This is a genomic window from Streptomyces sp. NPDC091280, from assembly GCF_044768565.1.
Lineage (GTDB): Bacteria > Actinomycetota > Actinomycetes > Streptomycetales > Streptomycetaceae > Streptomyces.
The window spans coordinates 1,100,485-1,126,159 of record NZ_JBIVUZ010000001.1 but is presented as its reverse complement, the minus strand read 5'-3'; the positions used below and the strand labels follow the sequence as shown (position 1 = coordinate 1,126,159).

Genomic DNA, 25,675 nt, shown 5'->3' with positions numbered 1-25,675 from the left:
ATCCCGCGGCGCCCCTGATGAGGCGTTAGAGTTGCTGGCACAGCTCCACGTGACCCCTCACGTGCTTCGTCGGGACTCCCGGTGAAGGCTCTGGACTCCAGGGCACTTTGGGGTCACTGGAGGTGGCACGATGACGCGTCGCGACAAACGCGGCAGGCAGAGCGGGAAGCGGAAGCCGGACAAGCGGCTGATGCTGATCGACTGGCTGCCGGTGATCAGGCTCATCATCGAATGGCTGCTGCGGTAGGGCTCGCGCGAGCGTCCCTGACGTGACCCCGGACGTACGGCAGGATCTCAGCAATGAGCCCGGCCGAATCTCAGACGGCCGGGCTCACAAGCTGTACGCCACGTCGGAGGGCCTGACTTCCGGGTACGAACCGGATCTCGGGCCCTCTGTCGTGCCTGAGCACAACGGAAAGATGGCGTATTAAGTGCAGCATACTTGAACTCCACGAACCGTGGAAGTTATAAGAGTCAGCCTCATTGCTGACTGTCAGCAATGACATTGCCGCTGTACGCGATGCGGGCCGTGGCAACGTCAGCAAGTACTGCAATGCTTTAAGTGACGCTGCGTCAGGCCGGAAACGTGCCGACAGGGTCGGGCGCGGCGGCGCCGGTCTCGGCGAGAATCGCCCGTACCTCGGCTTGTACGGCGGTGTCGTCCCACGTCGGATTCAGGATCTTGACCTTGGTTGCTGTGCTGACGGCTCCGGCGCGGTTGAGCAGGTCGAGTGTGGTCGCCGTCTGCTCGGCGGACTCGGCGACGCCGTCGCCGAACTCGACGCGTGGCCGGTCGGGCGTGATCCTGCTGCCGAACAGCTTCACGTCGAGCAGCAGCAGGACATGAAGCATGTCGGCGACGGCGTGCCGCCAATAGCCGGCCTTCTTGCGGCGGGTGACCATGCTCCGGGCGTCGCGGCTGTCGACCTCGGTCGCGGTGACCGGCGCTCCGTCGCCGTCGAGGCCGAACGACTGGGGGGAGTAGCCGGCTGACTGGGCGGCCTCCCGTGTGATTGCCTCGGTGGTGCTGCGGTGCTCCTCGACCCTGATGTCGAACTGGTTCAGCGTGATCCCGTTGCCCTCGTTCGGCGGCATCCGCAATGAGTGCCAGACCTCGCGGTCGTCGTCGAACGACGCCCCGCGGCCGGCTCCCTCGTTGCGCATGTACCCGTCCGGGACGATCAGCCGGGCGCGGGCGAGGCGGATGTCGCGCATCCACGACGTCCACGTTTCGTCGAGGCTGTCGAACAGGTCGTAGACCGGTGCCGCGTAGTCCGAGCGTCCGACCGGTGAGCCGCGGTGCAGCCGGTTGGGCAGCATGTTGGGGACGTAGGCCGCGGTGAGCTGCTGTATGCCGGTGGTGATGGTGTCGCCGTCGGCGTCGAGGCTGTCGACCAGGTCGGCGGTGTCGGGGTGCTCGGTGAGCGGCACCCGGCGGCCGACGTTGTCGGCGGTCCCCTGATACAGGGCGTGCACGATGCGGCCGGGCTCGTGCCGCTCGAAGTGCCGCCATACCGTCGAGGTCGTCGAGCCTTCCAGTTCGCGCCAGAAATTCACGGCGCGCAGCAGGCCGAACCGCCACTCGGGTACGGCGCCGTCGGGCTGCATGACGGTGAGCAGGGGGCGCGGTACTAGGTCGCGGTCCCACGTCACCCGCAGGAACACCCCGGACAGGGCGGCGGCCTGCTCGGCGGCGCCGAGGAACACCTGTTGCGCGCGGCCCTCGTCGAGCAGCTGGTCGAGGCGGGCCTGTGTGTTGGTGTCCTCGACGGTGACCGTCGGCATGTCCGCGAACAGCAAGTCGGCCGACATGCTCGCGATGTCACCGGGAAGGGGGACGTGTAGCCGGTGGTCGCGCCGGTCGAGGCGGTGGTCGAACGACCGGCGCCCCCACAGGCGGCGCCGCTCGGTGTGGCGCGGGTGGTTGGTGTAGATCCGGGCGAGGCGTTTCCGGTCGCCGCTGTACCACGCGTCGTCGATGCGCATCGCGTCGTAGTACGGGGCCCACGCTGGGGGCGGCCACGGGGCGTTGTCCGCAGGGAGCGGCATCGCCGATCACCTCCCGACGTTCGTAATTGGCGGCAAGCCCGACAGTGCCCGAAGCGTCCGGCATAACAGACCCTTGATTGCGAAGAGTAAGGAAATCGAGGATGCATTCGATTCGTATGAGTGAAGAGACAGGTCGTGGAGCCGGGCGATGCCGAGCGGCTCAGTCAGCGCACCAGCCGCCCCACCGGTTACGAGACAGCCTCTAGCACATATAAACGAAAGGCCGTAAGTGTATGGATGAAGCAACCGCGAGCAGGTTCACGCCGTCCTATTGTGATATCTGAACTCGGTACGCAGGGAGGGCGCGTGAAGGACTACGGGGGCGGAGGCAGCGGCGGAGGGTTCATCATCGCCGCCGCAGTAATCGGGGCCATCGGTGCGATCATTGCAGCGATGATCACCTACAGCGGACCCTGGTCCTCTTCGTCAGGGGGAGGGAAACCTGTATCTCGGGTAAGTGCAGCTCCAGGTAACCCGGCTGGGGCGGATGATGCACCCTCGGATGCTCCAACCACCGTGCAGCTCTCGCAGGTATACAGCGGTTCCGCTGTGATCCCTTGGGTGGGTGGGTTGGACATCGATCAGAGTGGTCCCGTTTCGGTGAACGATAATATGGACGAAAGTATCGATCTAAGCCAAGGCCTGAGCAATACGGAAGGCGCAGTGACCATGTTTGCTTCTGGCTCTGGAAAGATTGTTGCCATTGATGCGCCAGATACGCCAAACCTGAGTACCTGCCAAGTTCAGCTTCAGAGCTCCGGTGTGGCAAACATTGATGCCAAGCCAGGTGATCACTTCTGTGTGATGTCTGGTCGTGGAGCTATCGCGGGGCTTTCGGTGACCTCTGCGGGAGAGGACAAAAATGCGAAGGTAAACCTCACGGTATGGCACTGATACTTCCCCTGAGTAATCCGATCTCCGGAGGGCGGTACCCCAAAAGGGCCACCTGGAATCGTTTAGCAGCGTCCAATATCATTTAGGCGGCGAGGGCGAGCAGGTGCCGCCATTCGTGGGCGGTGGAGTGCACGGCGTAGCGCAGTGCGTCGCACGAGTGGTCGGCGACCTTGACGGGCTTGTCCTCGCCCTTGTCGGCGGCGGCCGTGTCCCATACGTAGCCAGGCAGTTCGTCGAGCAGTCCCTCGCACGAGCGGTGTATCCGCAGCAGGCCGGCGCCGAGCAGGCTCGCCACGGACCGGATGCCGTCCACCACTTCGTTGGAGGCGCGGGCAACGCCCTCGTAGGAGTCGGCCCACAACTGCGTGATGAAGCTCGCCGCGCTCGGGTCGACGAACGTCCACTCGGGGGCGACGCCCTGCTCGGCAACCCACCTGCGCAGTGCGGCGCTGTACTGGGCGTCGGTCATCTGCCGGTGCGCGGTACGGGAGTCGTGGCGCCACTCGGCGCATGCGTACAGCCGGCCGTCGACTCCCTCGCCGAGCAGGATCGCCGACGTGGCGTTCACCGTGCCGTAATCGATGCCGATCCAGTACCGGCGCATGGCCGGCAGGGTGTCGACCACGTGCTCGGACTCGTCGAACATGTCGTAGATGGCGCCCTCGGCCTGGACCCACAGACCCAACACGTTGCGCTTGTAGAACAGGCCGGTGTGCGTCGACTTGATCCGGGCCTTGTACTCGTCGTCAAGGCCGGGATTGTCGTCCAACTGGAAGTGCCACGACCTGAGCTGGGCCTCTTGCGGCCTGAGCAGGTAGTTGCGGCGTAGCCAGTGATTCGGGTTGTCCGGGTTCGTGGTCGCGAAGATCTTCGACCCCGGCACGCTGCACCGTGCGGTGAGCTGGTCAAAGAACGACTTGGGGAGCGTGGTCGCCTCGTCCACGTACGCGCCTGCGCACGTCAGACCCCGTACCTTCGGTTCGGCCTGGGCGTCGTTGGCGCCGAGGGCGTGCACAGTGCGGCCGAGGACGGTCGCCGTCGCGGCGCCGGCGGTGTACTGGACGTCTTGCGCGACCTCGCCGAACACGTCCGGGTTCGTGAGCGGGCCGAACACGTTCCGGGCGAGGCTGTCGCGGGTGCGCCCGACCATGACCAGCTCGCCGCTGGTCGGCGGGTCGGCCACGTACCCCAACCACCGGAGCAGGCTTGCGATGGTCTTCCCGGACCGAACGGAGCCTTCCCACAGGTTGAGGAACGCGGCGGCCTCGACGATCGAATCGACCTGCTTCGGCGACAGACCGAGGTCACCCGTCATCGTCGCCGTCCGGGGCGTCCGGTGAACTGCCGTGCCGCTCGGCGTAGTTGCGGGCAAGTCCTTCCATGAGGCGCCCGATCACGGAGCGGGAGCGCTCGCCGACCTCGTCGCGCGGCGGGGCGAGCTTGAGGGAGCGGTCGAGGGCGGCGCCGGCGGTGGCCATCATGGTGCGCCGGTCGACGGGGGTCGGCTCGTCCTGCCACTTCTGGGCGTAGGTGTGATCCTTCCCGCCCCACTCGAAGTAGAGGTGTGGCTCGGTCATCCGGCCGATTTCGCGCTCGGCGACGTCGTGCAGGGTGAGCGCGAGGTCGGCGCGGCGCGCGGCGAGGTCGGCCCGGCGTACGCGGGTGGCGGTCTCGACCTCGGCGGCGCGGTCGAACGTGAGCGGTGGGTCGCACGCTGCGGCGATCTTCGACACGGTCGACGGCGACCGTTCGATCGCGCGGGCAATGTCGTTCCGGCTCCTGCCCTCGGCATGCAGTCGGCGTACCTGCTCGCGGTCGTCGTCGTCGATGGGGCGTCCCACGGGCGGTCACCTCCCGCGGGCATGCGAACGACCCGGCACCCAAGGGTGTGCCGGGCCTTCGGGGGTCGGGTCAGGCGGTCTTGCAGAACGTCGCCAACGCGGTGTTGATCTGCTTCGCCTCGGCGTCGCTCACCTCGTGCGAGCTGGTGCCGAACCGCTGTTGCGCTGCCCAATCGACCTTCGCCGACTTGCCGTTGATGGCGGAGCACTGATTACGGCTGTTGTCGATTGCCTTGTCTTCGTCCGCGACCAGGTCGGCACTGACCTCGCGCAGTGCGGCGAGTAGGGCGGCGCGCATCTGGCCAGTCGGCTTGGCAGGAATGCCGGCATCGTGCAGCGCGGCGGCGGCGTCACTGGCGCTCACGGATTCGGGCGTGGCCGGCGGTGCCGACTTCTTCGCCGTGGCGTCGTCGGTGCTGCTGCACGCGGTGAGCGCTGCGAGGGCGGCGACGGTGGCGAGGGTTAAGGCGGTGGCGCGGTGCTTCACGGGTGGTCCCCCCACGGGTTGGTAAGCGTTACGTAAGAGGGACGTGTGAACCGTGGGGATGGTTGCAGGGTGCATGCGAACGCCCCGCCGCGGGGGGGGTGTTCGGGGAAGGCGTCTGTTTCCGGGCACGCCGAGGACGGGTCCAACTTTAGATCACGGATTGATAACGAAGCAAGTCCCGCTCGGTGTAGGTGTCGTGAGGCTGTAACGCTCGACTCCGACACCGTGCCACGGGAACATCGGGGCACCACGTGGAAGCAGTAACAAAGTGAATAACCTCGGTTGGGGGGCTGTTGCCCTCCTGATCGTTAGTGCCGTGTTCGTCACGCTGGGACGCATCGCTGAGCAGGTTCCGCCGCTCGCCGACAAGGTGATCGACGCTATCCGTGCGATTCGCCGCGTCCAGAACGAGTGGCGTAAGCGGTAACGCGCGCGGCCGGCCTCGCGACCGGTCCCCGCGTGGAGCGCCCCACCCTTTTCCCAGGGTGGGGCGCTTTCGCGTCTACTCGCCCTCGGTGCCGACGGGCTGCGCCACCCTGAGCAGGTCGGCGCGGCGGGCGTTGGCGGCGGCGCGAATGTATCGCCGCACGGGCCCGATCATTGCGCCGGTGCGCGCGTCGTGCAGCACGTTCAGATCTTGGATGAGTGCCGGTTCGAGGTCGTACAGCAGCGATGGCGCAACGGGTGCGCCGCTGGTGGGGGCCGGTGGCGCGGGCTGTGGCGCTTCGGTTGGCGCGACTGGTACTTCGAGGTCGCGCGCCACGGTGCGGTGATGGATACCGAGACGGCGCCCTATCTCGCGGTTGGACAGGTGCTCGGCTGCGAGGCGGCGCACGGTGGCGCGGCGCTGGTCGAGCGTGCGGGCGCCGGTAGTCTCTGTGGTGGCCATGGGGGTTGCTCCCATCGGTTAGTCGGCCCGCCCGGTGGTGACGCACCGCGTGCGGGCCGCATCTGTGTGCGGGGTTACTGGTCGCCGGTGGGGCGCTTGCGCAAGATCCGGTAGACGTAGGACTCGGTCATGCCGAGGTCGTCGGCTGTGATCGCGGGGCTTACGCCTTGGTCGGCGTCCGCGTAGATGAGCCGAGGGGTGATGGCGGCGGCGGCCTCGGCGGCGAGGCGTAGCGCGCGTACCTCGCTGGTGTCGAGGCGGTCGGCGAGGTCGTCGAGCAGGGCGGCGCGGCGGTCCGGGTCCTTCTCGCTGTCGGCCCATTCGTCGGCGATGGCGTGTACGTACTCGAAGGGGTTGCGGTCCTCGTCGGGGTCTCCGCCGGCTGCGGCGATCTCGGCGCGGCGGTCCTGCTCGAACTGTGCAGTGAGGGCGAGGAACTGTGCGGTGTAGCGGCGTAGGGCCGGGGTGGGTTCGAGGGGTCCGGGCTTCTTCATGGCGCGGCGGAGGTCGCCGGGTGTCCACGAACGCACCTCTTCCATGCCTTCGGCGGCGGCCATGCCCTCGACGGAGGCCTGTTGCCCGGCGGGCGACGTGGGGAACTTCGTCTGATCTGCCCGTTGGTATTCGGTCGCGCTCTGCTCGTCGTCCGGCTGCTGATCGTTGGGCATGTGCGGTGCTCCTGTCGGGTACGGGCCCGCCCTCGCTTGAGGGCGGGCCGGCGGGTGATCAGTCGGTGATCTGGTAAGGGTGCCCGACGGTCGGCTCGGGGCCGGCTGGCGCTACCTCGTGCGGGTGCTGGCACTCGGGGGTCTCGGCGTGCTGTCCCTCGTGCGCGTCGCACCACACGGGCCGGTCTGCCGGGTTCGTGGGCCGGTGGGCAAAGACGCACTGCGAGGACTTCAACATCTTCTCGACGGTCCAGCCGCGGCGGGCGAGGGTGTAAGCGAGGCAGTCGAGGGAGGCGCCATTGATGGGGGTGTCGCGGCGGACGATGCGCCCCTCTTCCAGCCAGTACACAGCGACTCGGGCGCCCTCGCGCGGCTCGATCAGGTACCCGCGGACGGTCGGGTCGACGGCCTCGGCGTAGCGGCTGACGTCGGTGTCTTCGGTCATGCGGGCGGCGGCGAGGTGGTTGAGGACGGCGCGGGCGGCGATCACGTTCGGGTGCCCGGCGTCTCCGGGGGTGCTGCCCTCGGCGGTGCCGTTGTGCTCGACGATGACGCCCTCGATCACGCGGCGAGCGGGCACCTGCTCGACCTGCTCGGGGTCGGTCTCGGCGGTGCGGCGGGCGTCGATACGGGCCTGTAGGGCGGCCGGCACGGGGACGCCGTGTGCGAGGTGGTCGGCGGCCTGTCGCTCGTCCATCTTGGCGCGGAAGTCCTCGCGGTCGGCGGCGGCCTTGGCGCGAATGCTGGCGAGGCCGGACGGCTCCGGGGGCATGCGCACCTTGACGGCCTCGCGGGTGGGCTGGTCGCCCTTGGTGAACAGGGCGCCTTGTTCCGCGGCCGGTTCGACGTCGAACAGGGTGTCGCCGGCCGGCTGCTCGCCGATCCAGTCGCCCCGCCACGTGCCCTCGCCCGCTTCGGCCTCGGTGACCAGGGCGGTGGCCTGCTCGACGGTCTCGGCCAACTCGACCGCGGCGGCGGCGAGGGGCGAGGCGGCGGCGAGGGCTCGCGTGTAGGCGCGCTCCTCGGCGGCGCGGTAGCACAGAGTGCAGAGTTCGGACCCCTTGACCAACAGGGCTCCGTCGTCGTACTCGGTGACCTCGCGCCCGCACAGGGTCTCGTCGTTGTTGGACAGGTGGACGCGGCGGCCGGCGCCCACGGTGCAGCAGCGGACGCCGGCGCGCTCGGTGATGGGCGGGGTGTCCACCGAAAACGCGGCGGCGCGCTGCTCGGCGGCCACACGGTCGGCACGCTCGGCCTTGGCGCACGGCTTGCACGTGCCGGTGAACAGAGCGTCGTTGCTGGGCTGGGCCTCGACGGTCCGACCGCAGTAGCTCGCGATCGTGCCAGGGCGGCGGTAGTGACCGACTCCGCGGCTACGGGGCGCGGCGGGCCGGTAGAGCGTGGCGGCCTCGGTCTGCTCCTCGACGGTGGCGGGCGCCTCGACGGGCGCGGCCTGCTCGGCTCGGGCTGCGTGCTTGGCCGCGCACTTGCGGCACTCGGTGTGTCGGACGGTGGACGGGATGGGGTGCATGCCCTCGGCCCGCCGGCCGCACAGTGCAACCAGTACTCCGCCGGCGATCTCTTGGACGTAGTGGAAGGCGCCGCGGCGGGTGTTGCTGGCGTAGCGGAACAGGGTCTCCATGGGGGTTGCTCCCTTGGGTTGGTCGGTCTGTGGTCCGCCGGGTGACGCCGGCGAGAGCATCACTGTACCTAGTTCAGTACCAAGTTCACAACCTGGTTCAGGACCTTGTCCATTCCGGGAGTTGGCGAGTGACTGAAATGATCAAGTAAGGGCGCTACATTGGGAGTTATCACACCTCGTTCGCAGAGGAGCCCTGGGGCCCAAGGGGAAGCCCCGAGGGTCCGCACGGCCAACCAGTCGGGTTGGTCGGCGTCCTCTGAAAGAAATGAGGTGTGACATGGCCGACGACCCGTCGACCAAGAAAGCGGAGTTGAAGAAGGAAATTGCTCAGCGGTTTGCCATCGGCTTGAGCGTGCGCGCTCTGTGGGCGGTGATCGCGGAACTATTCCTTCACCACAGCTAGCCGCTCCGGTGTGGGCGAGTGCCCCCTCCTCGCCCACACCGTTCGTCCAACTCCACTAGCTTGGTTGGCGATTCAGTGCCGCCCAAAGGCCAGCCAACTCGGCGCCTCTCCATGCGCGGCGCCGGCTTTCGAGGACGGCCGGCGCCGGGCACTGCTCGCCACGGACGCAAAACACGGCCGGGATGTCACCGGCCTGCGTGACCCCAGTAAGCGGTCCGCCACACCAGGGGCACGGGTAGTCGAGTGTGGTCGACCTGCTGTCTCGGTTCAGGGCCCGCTCAATGGTTCGGCGTGCGCGACCGGCAACGGTGGCGACGTGTTCGGCGAGCAGGGCGGGCAGAGGGAGGAACAGTTCGCCGGCCGGCTCGTCGAGGGCGCGGCCTTCCAGCCATACGGCGGCCCAATGCAGTCCGTACGCGCGGGAACCGGCCGAAGCGGCGGCGGCCGGGCCTATGTCGCGGGAGGTGGGCAGGTTCCATCGGGCGAGGTCGGCGCGGTCGTCCTCGTCGACGGCGGGGCGCTGTACCTGCTCGGCCACGGCGTCGGCGAGGTCGAACAGATCACGCTCGACGGACAGGGCGGCGTCGAAGGCGCTGAGGTTGAGCGGGGCGGGGTGCTCGCGCAGTACCAACGGCACGCGACCGATGGCCGGTTCGGTCGGCATGGGGTCGTCGGCGGCCTGCGTGGCGGCGAGTTGGTCGAGGAATCCGGCGCACTCGCGCGGCGGCCACTCTGTGGCCGGGGGCTGCTCGATGGCGGCGAGCAGGTCGCCCCACTGCTCGCGTACGGCGGCGAGGTCGACGGCGGCGCGGCGGGCGACCGGCGGCGCGGCGTGATCGAGGGGGGTCGTCATGTGTGGCTGCTCCTGGGGTTCAGTGCTGGGCGAGGGCGGCGCGGACGGCGTCGTACGCGTCGTACAGGCCGTTGGAGTACGCGAGGCCGTTGGGGAGGCCGAGGCGGGGCCGGGGCGTGGTGGGCAGCAGGGCCCGCACGGCGTCGGTCTGGCGAACGGCGGTCCGGAAGGTGTCGAGGGCGCCGGGCCCGAACACGGCCCGGTATGCCCGTAGTTGCTCCTCGGCATCCGCGGCGCGCTGCTCGGCCTCGGAACGGTCCCTCTCCAACTCGCGTACGACGGCGTCGGCGGCGGTGCGGTGGTGGGCGAGGGTGCGTGTGGTGCCCTCGTTGGCCTCGCGGGATTCGTCGGCGCTGCGCCGTTCCTGCTCGACGTACTCGTGCAACAGCCGGGCCTCGGCGGCGCTGAGCCGGCCGCGTTCGGCGCGGGCGAGCAGGACGTCGAGGGCCCCTCGCCGGTCGGCGCGCTTGTGGTCGCGCGGCTTGGTCCGGGAGTGCCGGCGGCGGGTGGTCATGACTGCTGCTCCTTACGGCGGTTGGCGTTGCGGGCGAGGCGCAACAGGTCGCGGTCGGCCTGCGTGCCGGCGCGGGCCCGGCTCGATGTGCGGTCGCGGCCGGCGAGGGGGCCGGGGTCGCGGCGGGCGGTCCACCATCCGAGCGGGGCGCCCGCCACGATCACGGTCGCCGTGACGACCAGGGCATCGGCGGCGAGCTGCTGGGCGGCGCTCACCGCTGCGCCTGCTCGTCGAGGTGAGCGGCGACGGTGTCGAGCAGTTTCCGGATGCTGTCCTTGCCGGTGAGCAGGCCGCGCGAGCTGCGGGTCACGCCCCACTGCCGACGGGTGGCGTCGGTGTGCTGCCGGGCGAGGCCGGACAGTTCGCGGGTGTGTGCGGCGAACAGGGCGTAGGCGGTCGCGAGGGCGGCGGCGGGGGTGCGCTGCTCGGGGTCGAGCAGGGCGTCGCGCAGCGAGGCGAGGGCGGGCGACGGCTGGTCGTCGTTGAAATCGAGCGACCGGCGGGTTTCCTCGACGGCCCGGCCCGCGGGGGTGGCCATAGCGGCGAGGCCGTCGGCGGCGCGGTCGGCGTCGTCGGCGGGCAGCTGGTCGGCGACGGCGGCGAGCAGGCGGTCGAGGCCGTCGGGACGCTGCGCCTGGCCGGTGCCGCGGGCGAGCAGAACAGCCGAGGGCGGGGCGGGTGCGTCGTGGATCGGGCACGGGCGGCTGGTCGCACGGGCGGTCGCGCACAGTCCGGCCGGGCTGTCGAGGCCGTCGGCGAGCTGCCGCAGCACGTCGGCGGCGGTCTGCCGGGGGAGGTTGGTCGCGATGTCGGCCGGTCCCTCGTTCGGCACGGTGACGATCAGGCGGTGTGTGTCGAGCGAGGCGACGGCGACGGCGTCGGGAACGCGGGTCATGGGGTGGGGCTCCTGTCTCGTATCGGGTTGGCCGAGGTCCTGCTCGCGCGCGCGGGCGGGCTCGCGTCCGGACGCGCGGCCGGTCACGCGGCCTGTGCGAGGGCGCGGTCGGCGCGGCGTCGGAGGTGTGCGACGGGCGCGAGACGTGCCTCGCGCTGCTCGGCCCGCTTGGCACGGGCGGACGCGTTCTTGCACTTCCGGCACTTCCGCGTTCCGTTCTTCGCGCGGATCGTGTTCGCCTGGTCGTAGGCGTGGCCGGCCGGGCAGTGTGTGACGGCGGCGCGGGCCGCGACGTGGTTCGTCGAGCGGAGGATGTTCGTACGGTGCGTGACGGCGTCGAGGTGGCCGGGAGCGACGCATTCGCGGCGGCGGCACCGGTGGTCGACCTCAAGGCCGACGGGTATCGGGCCGTTGGCCTGCTCGTACGCGTAGCGATGGGCCTTGACCGTGCGGCCGTGGGCCCAAAAGGTGCCGTAGCCCTTCTCGTTCTGCGATCCGTCCCACAGGTGGCAGAGGCCGGGGCAGTCCCGGCGGAGTGACCAGGGGCCGGCGGTGTTCACCTTGTCGGCGAACCGCTCGGCCGGTGTGGGCCGGTCCATGGGGGCTACCTCCGACGGGAAGTCGTTCCGAATGTTCTTCCATGGCTGGCACGTTCCATCCATGGTTGGAACATAGTTCACAGGGGGCGGCCCTGGGCACTCCGATTTCCGCCCCCCGGCACGGCTTTAGGTAGCTGAGGGGTGGCCGTCGGGCCCGGCGAGGACGATCGTCCATCCCATGGCGACCAGTTCCTCGACGACCTGCGAGGCCACATCTCCGGCGGTGTCGAGGCCGTTCCTTCGGGCGTTCTCGACGCCGGCGCGTACGACGGCGAGGGCGGCGGCGGGGATCATCGCTGTGCCCCGGTGACGTGTCGTGCCTCGCGCCGTCCGCGCTGCTCGCGGGCAACCGGCGGGCGCACCATGAGCCGCGCGAGGGCGGCGCGCTCACGCTCGGACTTCTCAGCGGTAGCGAGGCGGGCGGACTCTTCCTGCTTGGCGCGCTGCCGCTCCTCGGCGGCGCGGCGGTGCTGCTCCTCCTCGATGGCGCGACGCTCGGCGAGCAGGGCGGGGCCGTCGACCTCGAACCAGGTCGACCACCGGCCGTGTCCGTGGTGCGCCTCGACGATCACGTACGCGCCCTGCTCGGCCATGTTCCGGGCGATGCGGCGGGCGGCCTTGCGGTCCTGCGTCGGTCTGATCGCCGGGCGGTCCGGATGCCGGTCCCACGATCCCGTGATGCGGTACCCGCTGTTGTTTTTTGTGCGGTCGGTCGCGCTCGCGCGGCGGCGGTGCGGGGCGCGCTCGGGGTGCTTCCTGCGGCTGGTCATGCGGCCGGCTCCTTCGGGGCGTAGTGACGGGCGGCGGCGAGGTCGAGGCGCGAGGGGTGCGCCAAACTGCGGGGATTGCGGCGGTAGTTGAGGCAGGGATCACCCACGGCGGCGCGGCACTGCTGGTACGGACACGGAACGTCGAGCGGGTCGGGCAGTCCCTCGGCGGCGAGTCGGTCGCGCTCGGCGCGACGGGGCCGGAACTCGGCGAGGGCGTCGGCGACGGTGCGCGGGACGTAGTCGCCGAGGGCGGCGAGGCGTTCGGCGGCGAGTCGGTCGCGCTCCTCGCGGGTGCCGCCGGTCAGTTCGTGGTACGTCGCGGCGGTCGAGGCGCCGGTCGCCACGGCGGTGCGGGTGCCGACCAGTTCGGCGCGGTACGCCTCGGGGTCGTCCGGGTCGGCGGCGGGAACGGGGTCGTGGTGGCGGTCGACGACGTCGCGGCGGAAGCTGTGCCACGGGCGCGACACGTCCGACGGCCGGACCGGGTACGGCGAGGTCGCGATGTGGTGGCGCACGACCTGTGCGGCGTCCCAGTGGCGGCCGTTGGGGTGCGGGGCGCGCGCGGCGACGTCGGCGAGCAGGTCGGCCCACTGGTCGAGGGTTTCCTCGGCGGCGGCCTGGTCGGCAGGTGCGCTGCGTGGGTCGAGGCGTACGGCGTAGGCGAGCAGGGCCGCGACTTCTTCGCGGGTCATCTGGCTTGCTCCTGGGGAGAGTTGAGGGCCGCGGCGAACATGTCGGCGGCGCGGGCGACGCGTCCGGGACGGGCGGCGGCGAGGGGGATCACGTCGGCGCCCGGCGCCGTCGGGGCGCCCGCGGGCACGGGCGGGAGCGCACTCCAGCCGGGCAGGAAGTACCGCACCGAGCGCGGCCGGCTTCGGGCCCGGTGCCACTGCTCACGGGCATGGTCGACCAGGACGGGGACGGCGGTCCGCTGCACGATCGCCTCAAGCCGGAACCAGTCGGCTTCCGCGAGGGACCACTCGACGACGACGCCGGCGGCGGTGAGCGCGTCACGCAACGGCCGAAGGTTCGGCGGGACGGCGGGCGTCGAGCCGTAGCTAGCTGGCTGTACCTCCGAAGGAGGTACAGCGGGATGGGACGGGTCGGGACGGGGGGACCGTGACGGGTCGGTACCGTCACGCTGTGACGGTCCCCTCTGACCTGCGATGTCTTGCGGAAACTCGATCTGATTCGCGGCCGGTTCGCGATTTCCGTCCGACGGATCGCCCTCGGTTCCGACACGATTTGCCGACGGAACGGGCGGATTACGCTCCTGGTTCCGCTGCTCGTCGGCACGTTCGCGGGCCCGCTGCTGCCGCTCGGCGGCCCGCGCGCGCTCGGTCTCGACGCGCGCCCGGCTCGGGTTGTAGATCAGGAAGTCGTGCATGTAGTAGTCGCCGGGTGCCGGCTGCTGGCACTTCGGGTGCGGGCACGTGTGCCCGTGCTCGTGCCACAGGCCGGCCGCGACCAGCTTCCGGGCCTGCGGGGCAGTGCCGTACAGCTGGGCGACGACGCCCGGAACCATGCCCTCGGTGAGGTGCTGGGCGGCGTACGCGCCCGCTTTGGTCCACAGGCCGACGGCGGCGTTACCGGCCTTGAGTGTCTTGGGGTGCCCGTAAAACGTGTCGTCGACTTTGAACCAGGTCACAGGGGTTGTGCTCCTCGGGATGGTGCGCCCGGGGCGAGGGGCGTCGGCGGCTCGTCCTCGCCCCGGGGCAGATCAGGCGGCGGCGGTCACGTAAGGGCGGGTCCGGGCCGGCTGGTGCTCCTCGCACCGCGGCCCGCACGGGTACGGCCGTACCTCGGAGTCGTGGCACGTCGGGTTGCCGTGCCCGCAACTCGGCTTGCTGGCAAGCCGGTTGCACTCCGCGCAGTACTTCCGGCCGTCCGCGCGGTGGCGGCCGTGTACGGCCTGGCCGTGCTTGCACCTGGGCCGCCGGTGCCGCATGCCCTTGACGTCGGCGAGGGCCGCGCGCTCGCGCTTCCGGGTCTCTTGGTCGTCGACATGGGCGGGCGAGCAGCACGTCGGCACGTCGCAGGACGGCGAGGCGCTGCCGACCGGTGCCCGTCCGTGCCACAGGATGAACGCGGCCTGAAACGCGGTGTACGACGTGCCCTTGTGCTGGAACCGGCCCCCGCCCTTGGCAGGGGTGCCGGTCCACTCGCGGTGTCCGTTCTCGGTCTCGCGGGTGCGCTTGAGGAACGCGAGGGCGAGGTCGACGGAGACGCCCCGTACGGGCGCGGTGCTGGTGCGGCCAGTCCGAACCGCTCGGCGATTCGGTCGCGGTGCAGAGGGAACCGGCGTGGGTACGTCGCAGGCATCGATGGCGAGCTGTCCCGGCACCATCTCGACGGCCCGCTCGGTAAGCATCTTCCCGACCACGTCGAGTGTGAGACTCACGCGGCCTCACCTCTGCCGGGGGCAGTCGTGTTGCGGATGTAGTCGGCGAGGTTGGTGATGCGGCCGGCGAGGGTGAACGCGTCGTCGGGGCCGAGCAGGTCGTCGAGGTTGTCGGCGGGCGGCGCCTCGGCGAGCAGGGCCTCGCGGCTCCCGTCGGCCTCGGCGGCGCGCATGGCGCGCTCGTGCTCGGGCATGTCCTCGCTCACGACGGCGTGATCGAGGCGGACGACGTTCGCCCCGTGGTGCGTGAGCAGTTGGTCTACGGTGTCGGGGTCGGCGGCGTACGCGACGGCGAGGGCGTCGAGCAGCTTCTCGGCACGGTCGGCGATCGGCAGACGTACGGCGAGGCCGTCGGCGGTGAGCGTCGGGCGGATCACCTGTGCAGCTCCTCGGGCATGACCGGGATGTCGACGGCGAGGGCGCCCGTGATCGCGTCGTAGACCTGCGGACGGGTCCAGTCGGCGGCGGGGAACATCCGCAGCAGCAGGCCGCGGGCGGCGCGGTGCGCGTCGCGGTCGGCCTTGACCGGCCCGTCGAGGGCGTCGGCAAGGACGATCCACGTCGTGAGCCGCTGCTCGCCGTCGCGGTCGGTCGGCACGGGGGCGCTCCGCACGCGCACGGTGCCGGGGGCGATCTGGTCGAGCTGCCGGGCGATCACAGCCGTGCGGGTGGCGTGCTTCTCGGCGTCCGCGCTCGGTGCGGCGGCGGTACGCTCAGGGGTGTTCACGATCGGTACCTCTCGGGGTTCGGTCGGGAGGGCCGTCCGGGCGCAATCCGGGCGGCCCTCCGCGTTTTCAGGCGGCGGCGCGGTGCTCGACGGCGGGCGCCTGCCGGCGCTGCTGGCGTTCGAGGCGGCGCAAGACGAGTTCGGTCTCGGGGGCGAGACGGCCGGCGGCGCGGTCGCTGTCGCGGCGGTAGCGGGCGGCGTCGAGGACCCGGCGGGCATTGGCGAGTGCCTGCTCGCGGGGGATCACGTCGCCGCTCACGCGGCGGACCGCTTGATCAACTGCCCGGCGGAAACGCCGTAGTGCGTTTCAACTGCCGCCGCTACGTTGGCACTTGGGGCCGTGCGCCCGTTCCACAGGCGCCATGCGGTGCTGCGTGCAACCTTCAACCGTCTCGCCGTATCTGACGAAGTGCGGTCTCCCGCCCGTCGGGCGGCGGTGATCAAGGCGGCGCGGTCATACACAGTCAATCTCCTTCCATGGATGGATTGCTTCCTTCCATGGATGGAACGTTAACATGTTGATGCGACGGGTGAGTCGAACATGTATTCGGTAAGGCATATGCCGAATGCTGTTGACAATCAGCATATGCCTAACAACAATCAGTCACCTGTTCGAGTGCATCGCCGCAGTTCATTGGGGGTGAACCGTGCTAAACCTGCATGTTTCGGACGTGTTCCGGCGGTCGCGTAATGCCTATGTTCCATGGGCGGTATGTTCCATCCATGGAACATATGAACCCGGCCGAGGGCGATCTCGCGACGCCGGAGCAGTTCGCCGCCTGGCTCAGGCGTCAGCTTGAGGAACGCGGCTACGACCTGAAGCCCAGGGGTGGCGGCCAAACCAGGTTCGCCGCAGACTCCGGCCTCGGCGGCGGCACCGTCAGCCGCATGCTGCGCGGTCAGGCCGTCACGGAGACCCGCACACTTCAGACGCTTGCCGCCGCCCTCCGTCTGCCCCTCGCCGAGGTGCTCGTCGCCGCCGGCGTGCTCAGCGCACGCGAACTGCACGACGTCCGCAACCCCACCCGCACCGACCCACTGACCCCCGAAACCGCAGCAGATGAACTAGGCATCACCGACCCGCAGTCACGCCGAGTGTTCGTCAACATGACCGAGACCCTGCGAGAGCAGCGCGCCGAGAGCGGCGAGGGGCGCACCGTCGAGAACTAACCGCACGGAAAGGCAGCACAGTGACCCACCGATACATGCCCGTATTCGCCTTCGCCCTGCTCACGGTGGGGATCGGCGCGGGCGCTGTCGGCTTACTCGGCAACAACGACGACCTGTTCGGGACCGGCCTGTTCGCCGTCCTCGCCGCCGTTCCCCTGACCATCATCCGCACCGTGCAGAACTCCCAGCGCGCCACCGACGACCAACTCGCCGACGCCGACCGCGCCGGTTACAACCGCGCCCTTGATCATGTCGCGCGCGGCCTGCTCGACGCACCCACCCCGCCCGCGCCGGGCAGTCGGGAGGGCCGCGCCGAGCAGGGCGCGGGCAACGTGATCACGTTGAACCCGAACCGTGTTCGACACTCCGAACGGAAGGCGCAGTGACCGACCTCCTGATACCGCCCACCTTTCAGGCAACGCCGCACATAGGCGAACCCTGGCTCGGGTACATCCGCGTTTCGACGTGGAAAGAAGAGAAGATCAGCCCTGAGCTGCAAGAAACGGCCATCAACACATGGGCCAAGCGAACTGGGCGCCGCATCATCGGCTGGATTGTCGACCTCGACGCCACCGGCCGAAACTTCAAACGCAAGATCATGCAAGGCATAGAGCAGGTCGAGCGCGGCGACCCCGTCGGCATCGCCGTCTGGAAGTTCAGTCGATTCGGCCGCAACGATCTAGGCATCGCCGTCAACCTCGCCCGACTCGAACACGCCGGCGGTCAACTCGCCTCGGCCACCGAAGATGTGGACGCGCGAACCGCCGTAGGGCGCTTCAACCGCGCCATCCTCTTTGACCTCGCCGTATTCGAGAGCGACCGCGCCGGTGAGCAGTGGAAGGAGACACACGCACACCGGCGCGCGCTGAAACTCCCCGCCACCGGTCGGCCGCGCTTCGGGTACATCTGGCACCCAAGACGAGTGCCCGACCCCACGGCACAGGGCGGAATCCGCCTGCAAGAAGAACGGTACGAGCGACACCCCGACCTCGGACCAGTCGGAACGGAACTGTACGAGCGGAAGATCGCCCGCGAGGGGTTCTCCATGCTCGCTCACTGGCTCAACGACGAGATGAGCATTCCGACCACGCGCGGGAACCGATGGGCGCCCAACACAGTTCAGCGGTACCTCGACTCAGGATTCGGGGCCGGTCTGCTCCGTGTTCATGACCCTGAGTGCACATGCGGCCTGGGCCGCGATTACTTCGACGGCTGCAAAGCCGACCGCATGATCTACATCGCGGGCGCCCAACCCGCGCTGATCGCGCCCGACCAGTGGGAGGAGTACCAACAGCACCGTAAGGAAGTGAAGGCGACGCCCCCACGGGCCCGCCGCGCCACGTACGCGACGACCGGCATCGGAAGCTGCGGAAACTGCCGAGGGTCGGCCGTCGCCCGCTCCAGCCGCTACGGACGCGGTGACACCCTCACCTGTTACAACCACAAGAACAAGGGCAACTCCGAATGCCAGCTCGGCATGTACGTACGCCGGGATGAGGTGGAACAGGAGATACGCGATTGGCTCACGCGCGACGTCGCCGACGGCATCGACAACGCGCCGGCCACCGTCCCCGAACTGCGCACCGCGCCGCCAGACCCACGCCAGCAGGCCGCCGAGGCTCGCGCGCGTTTACAGGCCGAACTCGCCAAGATCGATGACGCACTCGATCGGCTCACCACCGATCACGTTCTCGAACCGGACAAGTATCCGGCCGACACCTTCGCGCGGGTTCGCGACCAACTGCTAGGCCGTAAAGGCGAGTTGGTCAAAGATCTGCAAGCGGTCGCCGACGACGAGGCCACTCCGGACCGCGCCGACTTCCGCCCGCTGGTCGTTGGCCTGCTCGCCGAATGGGAGACCATCAACCCCGTAGAGAAGAACGCCATTTTGCGGCAGGTCCTACGCCGCTTCGTGGTCACCAGCACCAAGAGCGACCAGGGCGCGAAATGGAGCCTCAACCGCTCGTACGAGTTCCATCCCGTGTGGGAGCCTGACCCATGGGCCGACCGCTAGAGCGCAAAATGCAAGCACGCTTGATTGTTTCCGTGCCTGCTGCCACTCTCTGAACGTCGCACTTCAGCGCACGGAGAGGGGGCCCGATGCTCGCGTGTCCTTTAGAGCCACTGACCCACATCTACGGCCTCACCGCCCTGATGAACGCACCCCTGCGCAAGGGCGCCGCGGTCGTCGTCCTCCCGCGCTTCGAGCTGGAGACCTTCCTCGCGGCGATCGAGAACCACCGCATCACCGGCCTCTACGTCGCCCCGCCGATCGTCCTGGCCCTCGCCAAGCACCCGGCGGTCGCGCAGTACGACCTCTCGTCCCTGAAGTACATCATCAGCGCCGCCGCCCCCCTCGACGCGAAGCTGGCCGTCGCCTGCTCGCAGCGCCTGGGCCTGCCGCCGGTGGGCCAGGCCTACGGCATGACGGAACTGTCCCCGGGCACCCACGTGGTCCCCGTGGGGGAGATGGCCACGGCACCGCCCGGCACGGTCGGCCGGCTCATCGCCGGCACCGAGATGCGGATCGTGTCCCTCGACGACCCGGCCAAGGACCTCGGCACCGGCGAGGCCGGTGAACTCCTCATCCGCGGCCCCCAGGTGATGAAGGGCTACCTGGGCCGCCCCGACGACACCGCCGCGATGATCGACGAGGACGGCTGGCTGCACACCGGGGACGTCGGCCAAGTGGACGCCGAGGGCTGGACGTTCGTCGTCGACCGGGTCAAGGAGCTCATCAAGTACAAGGGCTTCCAGGTGGCCCCGGCCGAACTGGAGGCCCTCCTGCTCACCCACCCCGGCATCGCCGACGCGGCCGTGGTGGGCGAGTACGACGAGGACAACAACGAGGTCCCGCACGCCTACGTGGTCCGCCACGGCGCGGCGGCCGCGGACCACCCCGGACCGACCGAGGACGAGGTCATGACGTACGTGGCCGAACGGGTCGCCCCCTACAAGCGGATCCGCCGGATCACCTTCATCGACGCCGTCCCGCGCGCCGCCTCCGGCAAGATCCTGCGCCGCGAACTGCGAGGCCGCGCATGACGTCGATCGGTCGGACCCGCACACGGGGCGTCGAGACCCTGAGCCTGGACTCGCCGGCCACCCGCAACGCGCTGTCGGCGCCCCTGGTGGCCGAGTTGGCGGACGCGCTGACCGACTGCGCCAAGGACACCGACGTACGGGCACTCGTCCTGACGCACACCGGGAACACGTTCTGCGCGGGCGCGGACCTGCGCGACCCGCCGCACCCGGACGCGCTGGTGTCCCTGCTCCGGCAGATCGTCGAACTGCCCAAGCCGGTCGTCGCCCGGGTGACGGGCCACGTACGGGCGGGCGGCCTGGGCCTCGTCGCGGCCTGCGACATCGCGGCGGCGTCGGGGGAGTCCACCTTCGCGTTCACGGAGGTACGGATCGGGGTCGCCCCCGCGGTGATCTCCCTCCCGCTCCTGCCCCGCACGGACCCCCGCGCCCTCGCCCGCTACTACCTCACCGGCGAACGCTTCGACGCACCGGAAGCCGCCCGCCTCGGCCTGCTGACGGCGGCGGGCGAGGACGTCGACGAGACCCTGGCCCCCATCCTCGACGGACTGCGCCGCTCCGCCCCCGAGGCCCTGGCCGAGACGAAACGGCTGCTCACGGCTAGGGTGCTGGAGACCTTCGACCGGGACGCGGCCGGCCTGACCGCGCTCTCGGCCCGGCTGTTCGCCTCCGAGCAGGCCCGCGAGGGGATGACGGCCTTCCTCGAACGACGGGATCCCGCATGGCTGGTGTGAGCGCGGCGCCCGAGCCGGGCACGGCCGACCGCAGGCCCAAGCAGGACCGCAGCCGGGCCACCCGGCAGCGCCTCCTGGAAGCCGCCGTGTCCTGCCTGGCCGAACACGGCTGGGCGGGCTCCACGGTCTCCGTCGTGGCCGAACGCGCCGGGGTCTCCCGGGGCGCCGCCCAGCACCACTTCCCCACCCGCGAGGACCTCTTCACGGCGGCCGTCGAATACGTGGCGGAGGAACGCTCCACCGCCCTCCGCGCCCTGTTCCCGGAGGGCGCCACGGACCGGCGCGCGGTGGTGCAGGCCCTGGTCGACCTCTACACCGGCCCGCTGTTCCGCGCGGCCCTGCACCTGTGGGTGGCCGCCTCGAACGAGGACCAACTCGGCCCCCGGGTGACCGAGTTGGAGGCGCGGGTGGGCCGGGAGACCCACCGCATCGCGGTGGATCTGCTCGACGCGGACGAGTCGAGAGCGGGCGTGCGGGAGACGGTCCAGGGCCTCCTGGACATGGCGAGAGGCCTGGGCCTGGCGAACCTGCTCACGGACGACGGGAACAGACGGGCGAGGGTGGTGGCCCAGTGGGCGGTCCTGCTGGACGACACCTTGGGCTGAGGCCCGTGTCCTGAGGGGCGCGGGGCCGTCAGTGGGCGATGTCCCCGAACCCGCGGATCTCCTGCGGACCGCGACTCGCCGGTCCCACGTACCGGGCGGAGGGCCGCACCAGCCGCCCCGTCCGCTTCTGCTCAAGGATGTGCGCCGACCATCCCGCGGTCCGCGCGCACGTGAACATCGAGGTGAACATGTGCGCCGGCACCTCCGCGAAGTCCAGCACGATCGCCGCCCAGAACTCGACGTTGGTCGCGAGCACCCGGTCGGGCCGCCGGGCGTGCAGCTCCGCCAGCGCCGCCTTCTCCAAGGCCTCCGCGATCTCGAACCGCGGTGCGCCCAACTCCCGTGCCGTACGCCGCAGTACACGTGCCCGGGGGTCCTCGGCCCGGTACACCCGGTGCCCGAAACCCATGAGCCGCTCACCCTTGTCGAGGGCCTGCCTGACGTAGGCCTCCGCGTCGCCCGTCCGCTCGATCTCCTCGATCATGCCGAGCACACGGGACGGCGCACCGCCGTGCAGCGGCCCCGACATCGCGCCCACGGCCCCCGACAGGGCGGCGGCGACATCGGCGCCGGTGGAGGCGATGACCCGGGCGGTGAAGGTCGACGCGTTCATGCCGTGCTCGGCGGCGGACGTCCAGTACGCGTCCACGGCGGCGACGTGCTTCGGGTCGGGCTCGCCCCGCCACCGGATCATGAACCGTTCGACGACGGACTGCGCCTTGTCGATCTCGCGCTGCGGCACCATCGCGTTGCCCTGCCCGCGCGCGGACTGGGCGACGTAGGACAGGGCCATGACGGCCGCGCGGGCGAGGTCGTCGCGGGCCCGCTCCTCGTCGATGTCGAGCAGCGGTTTGAGGCCCCACACGGGTGCGAGCATGGCCAGCGCGGACTGTACGTCGACGCGGATGTCCCCGGAGTGCACCGGGATCGGGAACGGCTCGGCGGGCGGCAGTCCGGGGTCGAAGGCGCCGTCGACGAGCAGCCCCCAGACGTTGCCGAACGAGACATGACCGACCAGGTCCTCGATGTCGACGCCCCGGTACCGCAGGGCGCCGCCTTCCTTGTCCGGTTCGGCGATCTCCGTCTCGAACGCGACGATTCCTTCGAGTCCGGGTACGAAGGTGGGGTCGACATCGGACATCAGGCGGCTCCTCATGCTGTGGCTCCACGGTCGCTCGCGCGACTCGCGGGCCGAAGATAGAGACATCAGCACCATAGCGCCGAGTGCCATCGGACGGGAGGGTGAGCGGCACTGAGTGCCACCCGAACTCGTGGCCGCGCCCGCCGTACGGCAGGATGACGGCCGTGACCGACCGCGATCCCACCGACCGTGATCCCCGCCTCGACCCGGCCGCGATGCGCCGGCAGTACCGGGTGGCGGGCCTCGACGAGCACGGCCTGGCCGCCGACCCCATGGCCCAGTTCGCCCGCTGGTTCGAGGAGGCGGTGCTCCAGGAACTGGTCTACGAGCCGAACGCCATGGTCCTCTCCACGGCCGACGCCGAGGGCCGCCCCAGTTCCCGCACGGTCCTCCTCAAGGACTACGACGACCAGGGCTTCGTCTTCTACACGAACTACGAGTCCCGCAAGGCCCGCGAACTGGCCGCGAACCCGCATGTCTCGCTGCTCTTCCCGTGGCACCCGATGGCCCGCCAGGTCCTGGTCACCGGCACCGCCCGGCGCACCGGCCGCGACGAGACCGCCGCGTACTTCCGCACCCGCCCGCACGGTTCCCAGCTCGGCGCGTGGGCCAGCGCCCAGTCCTCGGTGATCGCCTCCCGGACCGAACTGGAGTCCTCGTACAGCGAGTTGGCCGCCCGCTACCCCGAGGGCGAACAGGTCCCGGTCCCACCCCACTGGGGCGGCTTCCGCGTCGCGCCCCGCACGGTCGAGTTCTGGCAGGGCCGCGAGAACCGCCTCCACGACCGCCTCCGCTACACCGCCGAGCCGGACGGCGGCTGGCGCCTGGACCGACTGAGCCCCTGACCGGCATGGGCCACGGGCCGTGGACGCAGGCGACCCGCGAGCTCAGGTCCCTCCGCCTCACGGCGGGGGAGCCGGCCGGACGTACCGGCGAGCTCGCGGGTCGGGTGACTGCGTTGGGTTAGGCCGGTTGCGTGCGACACGCACACGCGGGCCCGGCGCCGAACCGAGTACGACGGCGGGCCACTAGCCCGCAGCCACCTCTTCCGTCCGGTATCCATACATCTGCCGAACCACCTCCTTTCCGAAGTACTCGCCACCCTAAGAACCCACGCCCGAGGGATCAACCGTTTTTCGCGGACGGCATGGGCCACGGCAGTACCGTCAGCTCCGGCCACACCCGCCGCCAGCGCGCCGCCTTCGTCTCGTAGACCTCCTGGGGGGCCAGGGCCGGGTTCGGTCGTACGACGAGGTTGAAGATGTCGGAGAGGCCGTGCGGGGCGTAGACGCGCCAGTCGCCGTCCTCCTTGAGGCGTACGGCGAGGCAGCAGGTGGTCGACGCGAAGGAGTCGATCGCGGACTCCACGCAGTCGTGCGGCGGGCACGGGGTGCCGAACTTCTGCTCGTACCAGAGGTGGACGCGGGCCTCGTTGCGGATCTCCACCGTCGCGGGAAGGCCGGCGAAGGCCTCGCGGCCCGCGCGGATCGCCCTGTCCTCCGCCTCCCAGGAGAGGTCCGTGGCGTCGTAGTAGAAGACGTCGTAGTCCTTGATGCCGTGGGTCGGCGGGCGGCCGGTGGTCGTGTTCCAGATCGTTTGGAAGAGGCAGCCCGCGGTCAGGTACCAGTTCGGGAGGTCCAGGGCCGCTGTGCGGGCGAGGACCTCCAGGAGGATGTGGTTGCGGGACAGCGTCGTCCGCAGCGCGGTGAGCTGTTCGTCCAGGGGCAGGCGGGCGGGCATCGGTCGAGTGTGCCGGGACCGGAACCGGTGGCGTACAACGATTCCCTCAATCTTGGGGGAACGCGGTGTGTGCTGCGTCACGTTCGAGTTGAATGATGGTGAGTGAGTGAACCGACGCTCCGTGTCCGCGGACGCAGCCTGCAGGGGGTCCAGGTGAGTGCTTCCCGGCGTAGTGGGACCACCGACGAGTTGGGTCCCGACGAGCCCGAGCGGGACGGTGGTCCCGAGGCGGTCGGCGGGTCCGATCTGCTGGCCGCGTTGCTGGACGGGATGGACGCGGCCCTGTGCGCCTTCGACGCCGACGGCGTGCTGACCCACTGGAACCGCGAGGCGGAACGCATTCTCGGCTGGACCGCGGCCGAGGCCGTGGGGCGGCAGGGGCTCGCCGGGTGGGCCGTACGCAGCGCGGACGCCGAGGAGGTCGAGGGGCGGCTCATGTCCGCGATGCGGGCTCCCGGGCGGCAGGTCAACGAGTTCGCCCTCCTCACGAAGGACGGCGGGCGGGTGCTGGTGCGGACGCAGTCCGCCGCCGTGCGCGGCTCGGACGGCAAGCCCGCCGGCGTCTACTGCGCCTTCAGCGAGGTGCACGCCCAGATCGACCTGGAACGGTCCATCGCCCTCAGCGAGGCCCTCTTCGAGAACGCCTCCTGGGGCGTTGTGCTCGTGGACGCCGACCTACGGCCCGCCGTCGTCAACGCGCATGCCGCGCGGGCCCTCGGCACCGGCCGCACCTCCGTCCTCGGGCGGCCTCTCGGCGAACTGCTGGCCCAGGGCGTCGAGGAGTTGGAGGCCGCGCTCACGCACGTCCTCGCGGAAGGCGCGCCGCCCGCGCCCGCCGAGATCTGGGTGAGCGTACGGACACCGGAGGGCCAGCTGCGCCGCTGCTGGCGCAGCGGGTTCCTGCGGCTGTCCTCGCCGCTCACCGAGGAGCCGGTGCCGCTCGGTGTCGGCTGGCTCTTCCAGGACGTCACCGAGGCCAAGCAGGTCGAGCAGGAGGCGTCGCTGCTGCGGTTCCGCGCCCAGCAGCTGCACCGGGCCGCGCGCGCCGCCGCCGAGTGCGAGGACCCGCGCGACGCGGCCACCGTGCACCTCGACTTCGCTCTCGCGGGCTTCGCCGACCACGCCCTTGTCGACCGGGTCGTGGGTGGATCGTTGAACGATTCCGACGTGGCCCGGTCCGTGGTCGTACGGCTCGTCCGGGTCGCCGCCACGCCCACGGGGGCACCGGGCCCCAGCCTGCTCACCGGCGCGGCCGGGCTGCCCGTGCGCTACGGGGAGGGGCATCCCGCCCTCCAGTGCGTCGAACGCGTCGGCTCGGTGCGGGCCAGTATCGGCACGGCCTCGCCCGAACAGGCCCGTGAGTGGGCCAGGGCCCGCCAGTGGCCCCAGGACGCCGTGCACGCGCTGTGCGCGGTGCTGCGCAGCCGGGGGCGGACGCTGGGCGTGGTGACGTTCCTGCGCGGCGCGGGCCGCAGCCAGTTCGAACGGTCCGACTCGATCTACGCCGAGGACGTGGCCGTACGGATCGCGGCGGCGCTCGACCTGGCGGCGGAGGCGGGCGAGAAGCCGTAGGACCGCGTCGGCGCCGGGGCGTCTCAGTGCCGGGATGCC

The 25,675-nt window shown here is 70.4% G+C and carries 31 protein-coding genes and 1 pseudogene; 10 read left to right on the top strand and 22 right to left on the bottom strand.

Going from position 1 to position 25,675, the window contains the following annotated elements:
- Nucleotides 1-573: 573 nt before the first annotated feature.
- Complete coding sequence (locus tag ACIQPR_RS05195) at nt 574-2,049, bottom strand: phage portal protein (protein WP_403642095.1); 1,476 nt, start codon at nt 2,047-2,049, stop codon at nt 574-576.
- A gap of 306 nt (nt 2,050-2,355) precedes the next feature.
- On the opposite strand from ACIQPR_RS05195, the gene ACIQPR_RS05190 reads away from it, so the two are divergent.
- Nucleotides 2,356-2,943 carry a hypothetical protein gene (locus ACIQPR_RS05190; protein WP_403642092.1) on the top strand — a complete coding sequence of 196 codons (588 nt, stop codon included), beginning with the start codon at nt 2,356-2,358 and terminating at the stop codon, nt 2,941-2,943.
- Nucleotides 2,944-3,025: 82 nt separating this feature from the next.
- On the opposite strand, the gene ACIQPR_RS05185 is transcribed toward ACIQPR_RS05190, so the two are convergent.
- From ACIQPR_RS05185 to ACIQPR_RS05160, 6 genes are all read right to left on the bottom strand, one after another.
- The gene (locus ACIQPR_RS05185; protein WP_403642089.1) at nt 3,026-4,258 is read right to left on the bottom strand and encodes a PBSX family phage terminase large subunit; all 1,233 of its coding nucleotides are present in this window, start codon (nt 4,256-4,258) and stop codon (nt 3,026-3,028) included.
- Nucleotides 4,248-4,784 carry a helix-turn-helix domain-containing protein gene (locus ACIQPR_RS05180; RefSeq protein ID WP_403642086.1) on the bottom strand — a complete coding sequence of 179 codons (537 nt, stop codon included), beginning with the start codon at nt 4,782-4,784 and terminating at the stop codon, nt 4,248-4,250. The genes ACIQPR_RS05185 and ACIQPR_RS05180 overlap by 11 nt, the downstream gene beginning before the upstream one ends.
- 70 nt (nt 4,785-4,854) lie before the next feature.
- Nucleotides 4,855-5,271 (bottom strand): hypothetical protein, encoded by a 417-nt coding sequence (locus ACIQPR_RS05175; RefSeq protein WP_403642083.1) that lies wholly within the window; start codon nt 5,269-5,271, stop codon nt 4,855-4,857.
- A gap of 502 nt (nt 5,272-5,773) precedes the next feature.
- The gene (locus tag ACIQPR_RS05170; protein ID WP_403642082.1) at nt 5,774-6,160 is read right to left on the bottom strand and encodes a hypothetical protein; all 387 of its coding nucleotides are present in this window, start codon (nt 6,158-6,160) and stop codon (nt 5,774-5,776) included.
- A 74-nt stretch (nt 6,161-6,234) separates the two neighbouring features.
- The gene (locus ACIQPR_RS05165; protein WP_403642079.1) at nt 6,235-6,828 is read right to left on the bottom strand and encodes a hypothetical protein; all 594 of its coding nucleotides are present in this window, start codon (nt 6,826-6,828) and stop codon (nt 6,235-6,237) included.
- Between the two features lie 58 nt (nt 6,829-6,886).
- Nucleotides 6,887-8,470 (bottom strand): hypothetical protein, encoded by a 1,584-nt coding sequence (locus tag ACIQPR_RS05160; RefSeq protein WP_403642076.1) that lies wholly within the window; start codon nt 8,468-8,470, stop codon nt 6,887-6,889.
- A gap of 277 nt (nt 8,471-8,747) precedes the next feature.
- Here ACIQPR_RS05160 and ACIQPR_RS05155 point away from each other — a divergent pair, with 277 nt between their 5' ends.
- Nucleotides 8,748-8,873: a hypothetical protein gene (locus ACIQPR_RS05155; protein WP_403642073.1), complete on the top strand. Its 126-nt coding sequence runs from the start codon at nt 8,748-8,750 to the stop codon at nt 8,871-8,873.
- 55 nt (nt 8,874-8,928) lie between these two features.
- Here the strand turns inward: ACIQPR_RS05155 and ACIQPR_RS05150 are convergent, their stop codons facing one another.
- From ACIQPR_RS05150 to ACIQPR_RS05090, 13 genes are all read right to left on the bottom strand, one after another.
- Complete coding sequence (locus tag ACIQPR_RS05150) at nt 8,929-9,726, bottom strand: hypothetical protein (RefSeq protein ID WP_403642070.1); 798 nt, start codon at nt 9,724-9,726, stop codon at nt 8,929-8,931.
- 19 nt (nt 9,727-9,745) lie between these two features.
- Entirely contained in the window at nt 9,746-10,240 is a 495-nt protein-coding gene (locus tag ACIQPR_RS05145; RefSeq protein WP_403642068.1) for a hypothetical protein, read from the bottom strand.
- On the bottom strand, nt 10,237-10,455 hold the full coding sequence (locus ACIQPR_RS05140) for a hypothetical protein (RefSeq protein WP_403642065.1): 219 nt from the start codon (nt 10,453-10,455) through the stop codon (nt 10,237-10,239). Before ACIQPR_RS05140 ends, ACIQPR_RS05145 begins: the two co-directional genes overlap by 4 nt.
- Nucleotides 10,452-11,135 carry a hypothetical protein gene (locus ACIQPR_RS05135; RefSeq protein WP_403642062.1) on the bottom strand — a complete coding sequence of 228 codons (684 nt, stop codon included), beginning with the start codon at nt 11,133-11,135 and terminating at the stop codon, nt 10,452-10,454. The genes ACIQPR_RS05140 and ACIQPR_RS05135 overlap by 4 nt, the downstream gene beginning before the upstream one ends.
- Before the next feature lie 83 nt (nt 11,136-11,218).
- Entirely contained in the window at nt 11,219-11,734 is a 516-nt protein-coding gene (locus ACIQPR_RS05130; protein WP_403642059.1) for an HNH endonuclease signature motif containing protein, read from the bottom strand.
- Nucleotides 11,735-11,860: 126 nt separating this feature from the next.
- The gene (locus ACIQPR_RS05125; RefSeq protein ID WP_403642056.1) at nt 11,861-12,028 is read right to left on the bottom strand and encodes a hypothetical protein; all 168 of its coding nucleotides are present in this window, start codon (nt 12,026-12,028) and stop codon (nt 11,861-11,863) included.
- Nucleotides 12,025-12,504, bottom strand: a complete 480-nt coding sequence (locus tag ACIQPR_RS05120) for a hypothetical protein (protein ID WP_403642053.1) — start codon at nt 12,502-12,504, stop codon at nt 12,025-12,027. Before ACIQPR_RS05120 ends, ACIQPR_RS05125 begins: the two co-directional genes overlap by 4 nt.
- Nucleotides 12,501-13,196, bottom strand: a complete 696-nt coding sequence (locus ACIQPR_RS05115) for a cell surface glycoprotein (RefSeq protein ID WP_403642050.1) — start codon at nt 13,194-13,196, stop codon at nt 12,501-12,503. The genes ACIQPR_RS05120 and ACIQPR_RS05115 overlap by 4 nt, the downstream gene beginning before the upstream one ends.
- Nucleotides 13,193-14,152 (bottom strand): mucin-2, encoded by a 960-nt coding sequence (locus tag ACIQPR_RS05110; protein ID WP_403642047.1) that lies wholly within the window; start codon nt 14,150-14,152, stop codon nt 13,193-13,195. Before ACIQPR_RS05110 ends, ACIQPR_RS05115 begins: the two co-directional genes overlap by 4 nt.
- Nucleotides 14,153-14,224: 72 nt before the next feature.
- The gene (locus tag ACIQPR_RS05105) at nt 14,225-14,905 is read right to left on the bottom strand and encodes a hypothetical protein (protein WP_403642045.1); all 681 of its coding nucleotides are present in this window, start codon (nt 14,903-14,905) and stop codon (nt 14,225-14,227) included.
- Nucleotides 14,902-15,282 carry a hypothetical protein gene (locus ACIQPR_RS05100; protein WP_403642042.1) on the bottom strand — a complete coding sequence of 127 codons (381 nt, stop codon included), beginning with the start codon at nt 15,280-15,282 and terminating at the stop codon, nt 14,902-14,904. The genes ACIQPR_RS05105 and ACIQPR_RS05100 overlap by 4 nt, the downstream gene beginning before the upstream one ends.
- The gene (locus ACIQPR_RS05095; protein WP_403642039.1) at nt 15,279-15,632 is read right to left on the bottom strand and encodes a hypothetical protein; all 354 of its coding nucleotides are present in this window, start codon (nt 15,630-15,632) and stop codon (nt 15,279-15,281) included. The genes ACIQPR_RS05100 and ACIQPR_RS05095 overlap by 4 nt, the downstream gene beginning before the upstream one ends.
- Nucleotides 15,633-15,699: 67 nt before the next feature.
- Nucleotides 15,700-15,891: a hypothetical protein gene (locus ACIQPR_RS05090; protein ID WP_403642037.1), complete on the bottom strand. Its 192-nt coding sequence runs from the start codon at nt 15,889-15,891 to the stop codon at nt 15,700-15,702.
- Between the two features lie 464 nt (nt 15,892-16,355).
- On the opposite strand from ACIQPR_RS05090, the gene ACIQPR_RS05085 reads away from it, so the two are divergent.
- From ACIQPR_RS05085 to ACIQPR_RS05060, 6 genes and pseudogenes are all read left to right on the top strand, one after another.
- Nucleotides 16,356-16,802, top strand: a complete 447-nt coding sequence (locus tag ACIQPR_RS05085; protein WP_403642036.1) for an XRE family transcriptional regulator — start codon at nt 16,356-16,358, stop codon at nt 16,800-16,802.
- A 35-nt stretch (nt 16,803-16,837) separates the two neighbouring features.
- Nucleotides 16,838-17,188 carry a hypothetical protein gene (locus tag ACIQPR_RS05080; RefSeq protein ID WP_403642034.1) on the top strand — a complete coding sequence of 117 codons (351 nt, stop codon included), beginning with the start codon at nt 16,838-16,840 and terminating at the stop codon, nt 17,186-17,188.
- Nucleotides 17,185-18,816 carry a recombinase family protein gene (locus tag ACIQPR_RS05075; RefSeq protein ID WP_403642031.1) on the top strand — a complete coding sequence of 544 codons (1,632 nt, stop codon included), beginning with the start codon at nt 17,185-17,187 and terminating at the stop codon, nt 18,814-18,816. The genes ACIQPR_RS05080 and ACIQPR_RS05075 overlap by 4 nt, the downstream gene beginning before the upstream one ends.
- Before the next feature lie 107 nt (nt 18,817-18,923).
- Nucleotides 18,924-19,847, top strand: a pseudogene (locus ACIQPR_RS05070) (AMP-binding protein); the annotation flags it as partial.
- Complete coding sequence (locus ACIQPR_RS05065) at nt 19,844-20,578, top strand: enoyl-CoA hydratase family protein (RefSeq protein ID WP_403642028.1); 735 nt, start codon at nt 19,844-19,846, stop codon at nt 20,576-20,578. The pseudogene ACIQPR_RS05070 and the gene ACIQPR_RS05065, both read left to right, overlap by 4 nt.
- A complete protein-coding gene (locus ACIQPR_RS05060) occupies nt 20,566-21,183 on the top strand; it encodes a TetR/AcrR family transcriptional regulator (RefSeq protein ID WP_403642025.1) in 618 nt (205 codons plus the stop codon). Before ACIQPR_RS05065 ends, ACIQPR_RS05060 begins: the two co-directional genes overlap by 13 nt.
- A gap of 28 nt (nt 21,184-21,211) precedes the next feature.
- On the opposite strand, the gene ACIQPR_RS05055 is transcribed toward ACIQPR_RS05060, so the two are convergent.
- Nucleotides 21,212-22,324: a citrate synthase 2 gene (locus tag ACIQPR_RS05055; protein ID WP_403642023.1), complete on the bottom strand. Its 1,113-nt coding sequence runs from the start codon at nt 22,322-22,324 to the stop codon at nt 21,212-21,214.
- A 155-nt stretch (nt 22,325-22,479) separates the two neighbouring features.
- Between ACIQPR_RS05055 and pdxH the strand changes: the two genes are divergently transcribed.
- The gene (gene pdxH, locus ACIQPR_RS05050) at nt 22,480-23,169 is read left to right on the top strand and encodes a pyridoxamine 5'-phosphate oxidase (protein ID WP_403642937.1); all 690 of its coding nucleotides are present in this window, start codon (nt 22,480-22,482) and stop codon (nt 23,167-23,169) included.
- Nucleotides 23,170-23,449: 280 nt separating this feature from the next.
- On the opposite strand, the gene ACIQPR_RS05045 is transcribed toward pdxH, so the two are convergent.
- The gene (locus ACIQPR_RS05045) at nt 23,450-24,064 is read right to left on the bottom strand and encodes a nucleotidyltransferase family protein (protein WP_403642020.1); all 615 of its coding nucleotides are present in this window, start codon (nt 24,062-24,064) and stop codon (nt 23,450-23,452) included.
- Between the two features lie 153 nt (nt 24,065-24,217).
- On the opposite strand from ACIQPR_RS05045, the gene ACIQPR_RS05040 reads away from it, so the two are divergent.
- Entirely contained in the window at nt 24,218-25,636 is a 1,419-nt protein-coding gene (locus tag ACIQPR_RS05040) for a PAS domain-containing protein (protein ID WP_403642017.1), read from the top strand.
- The last annotated feature ends 39 nt before the right edge of the window (nt 25,637-25,675 follow it).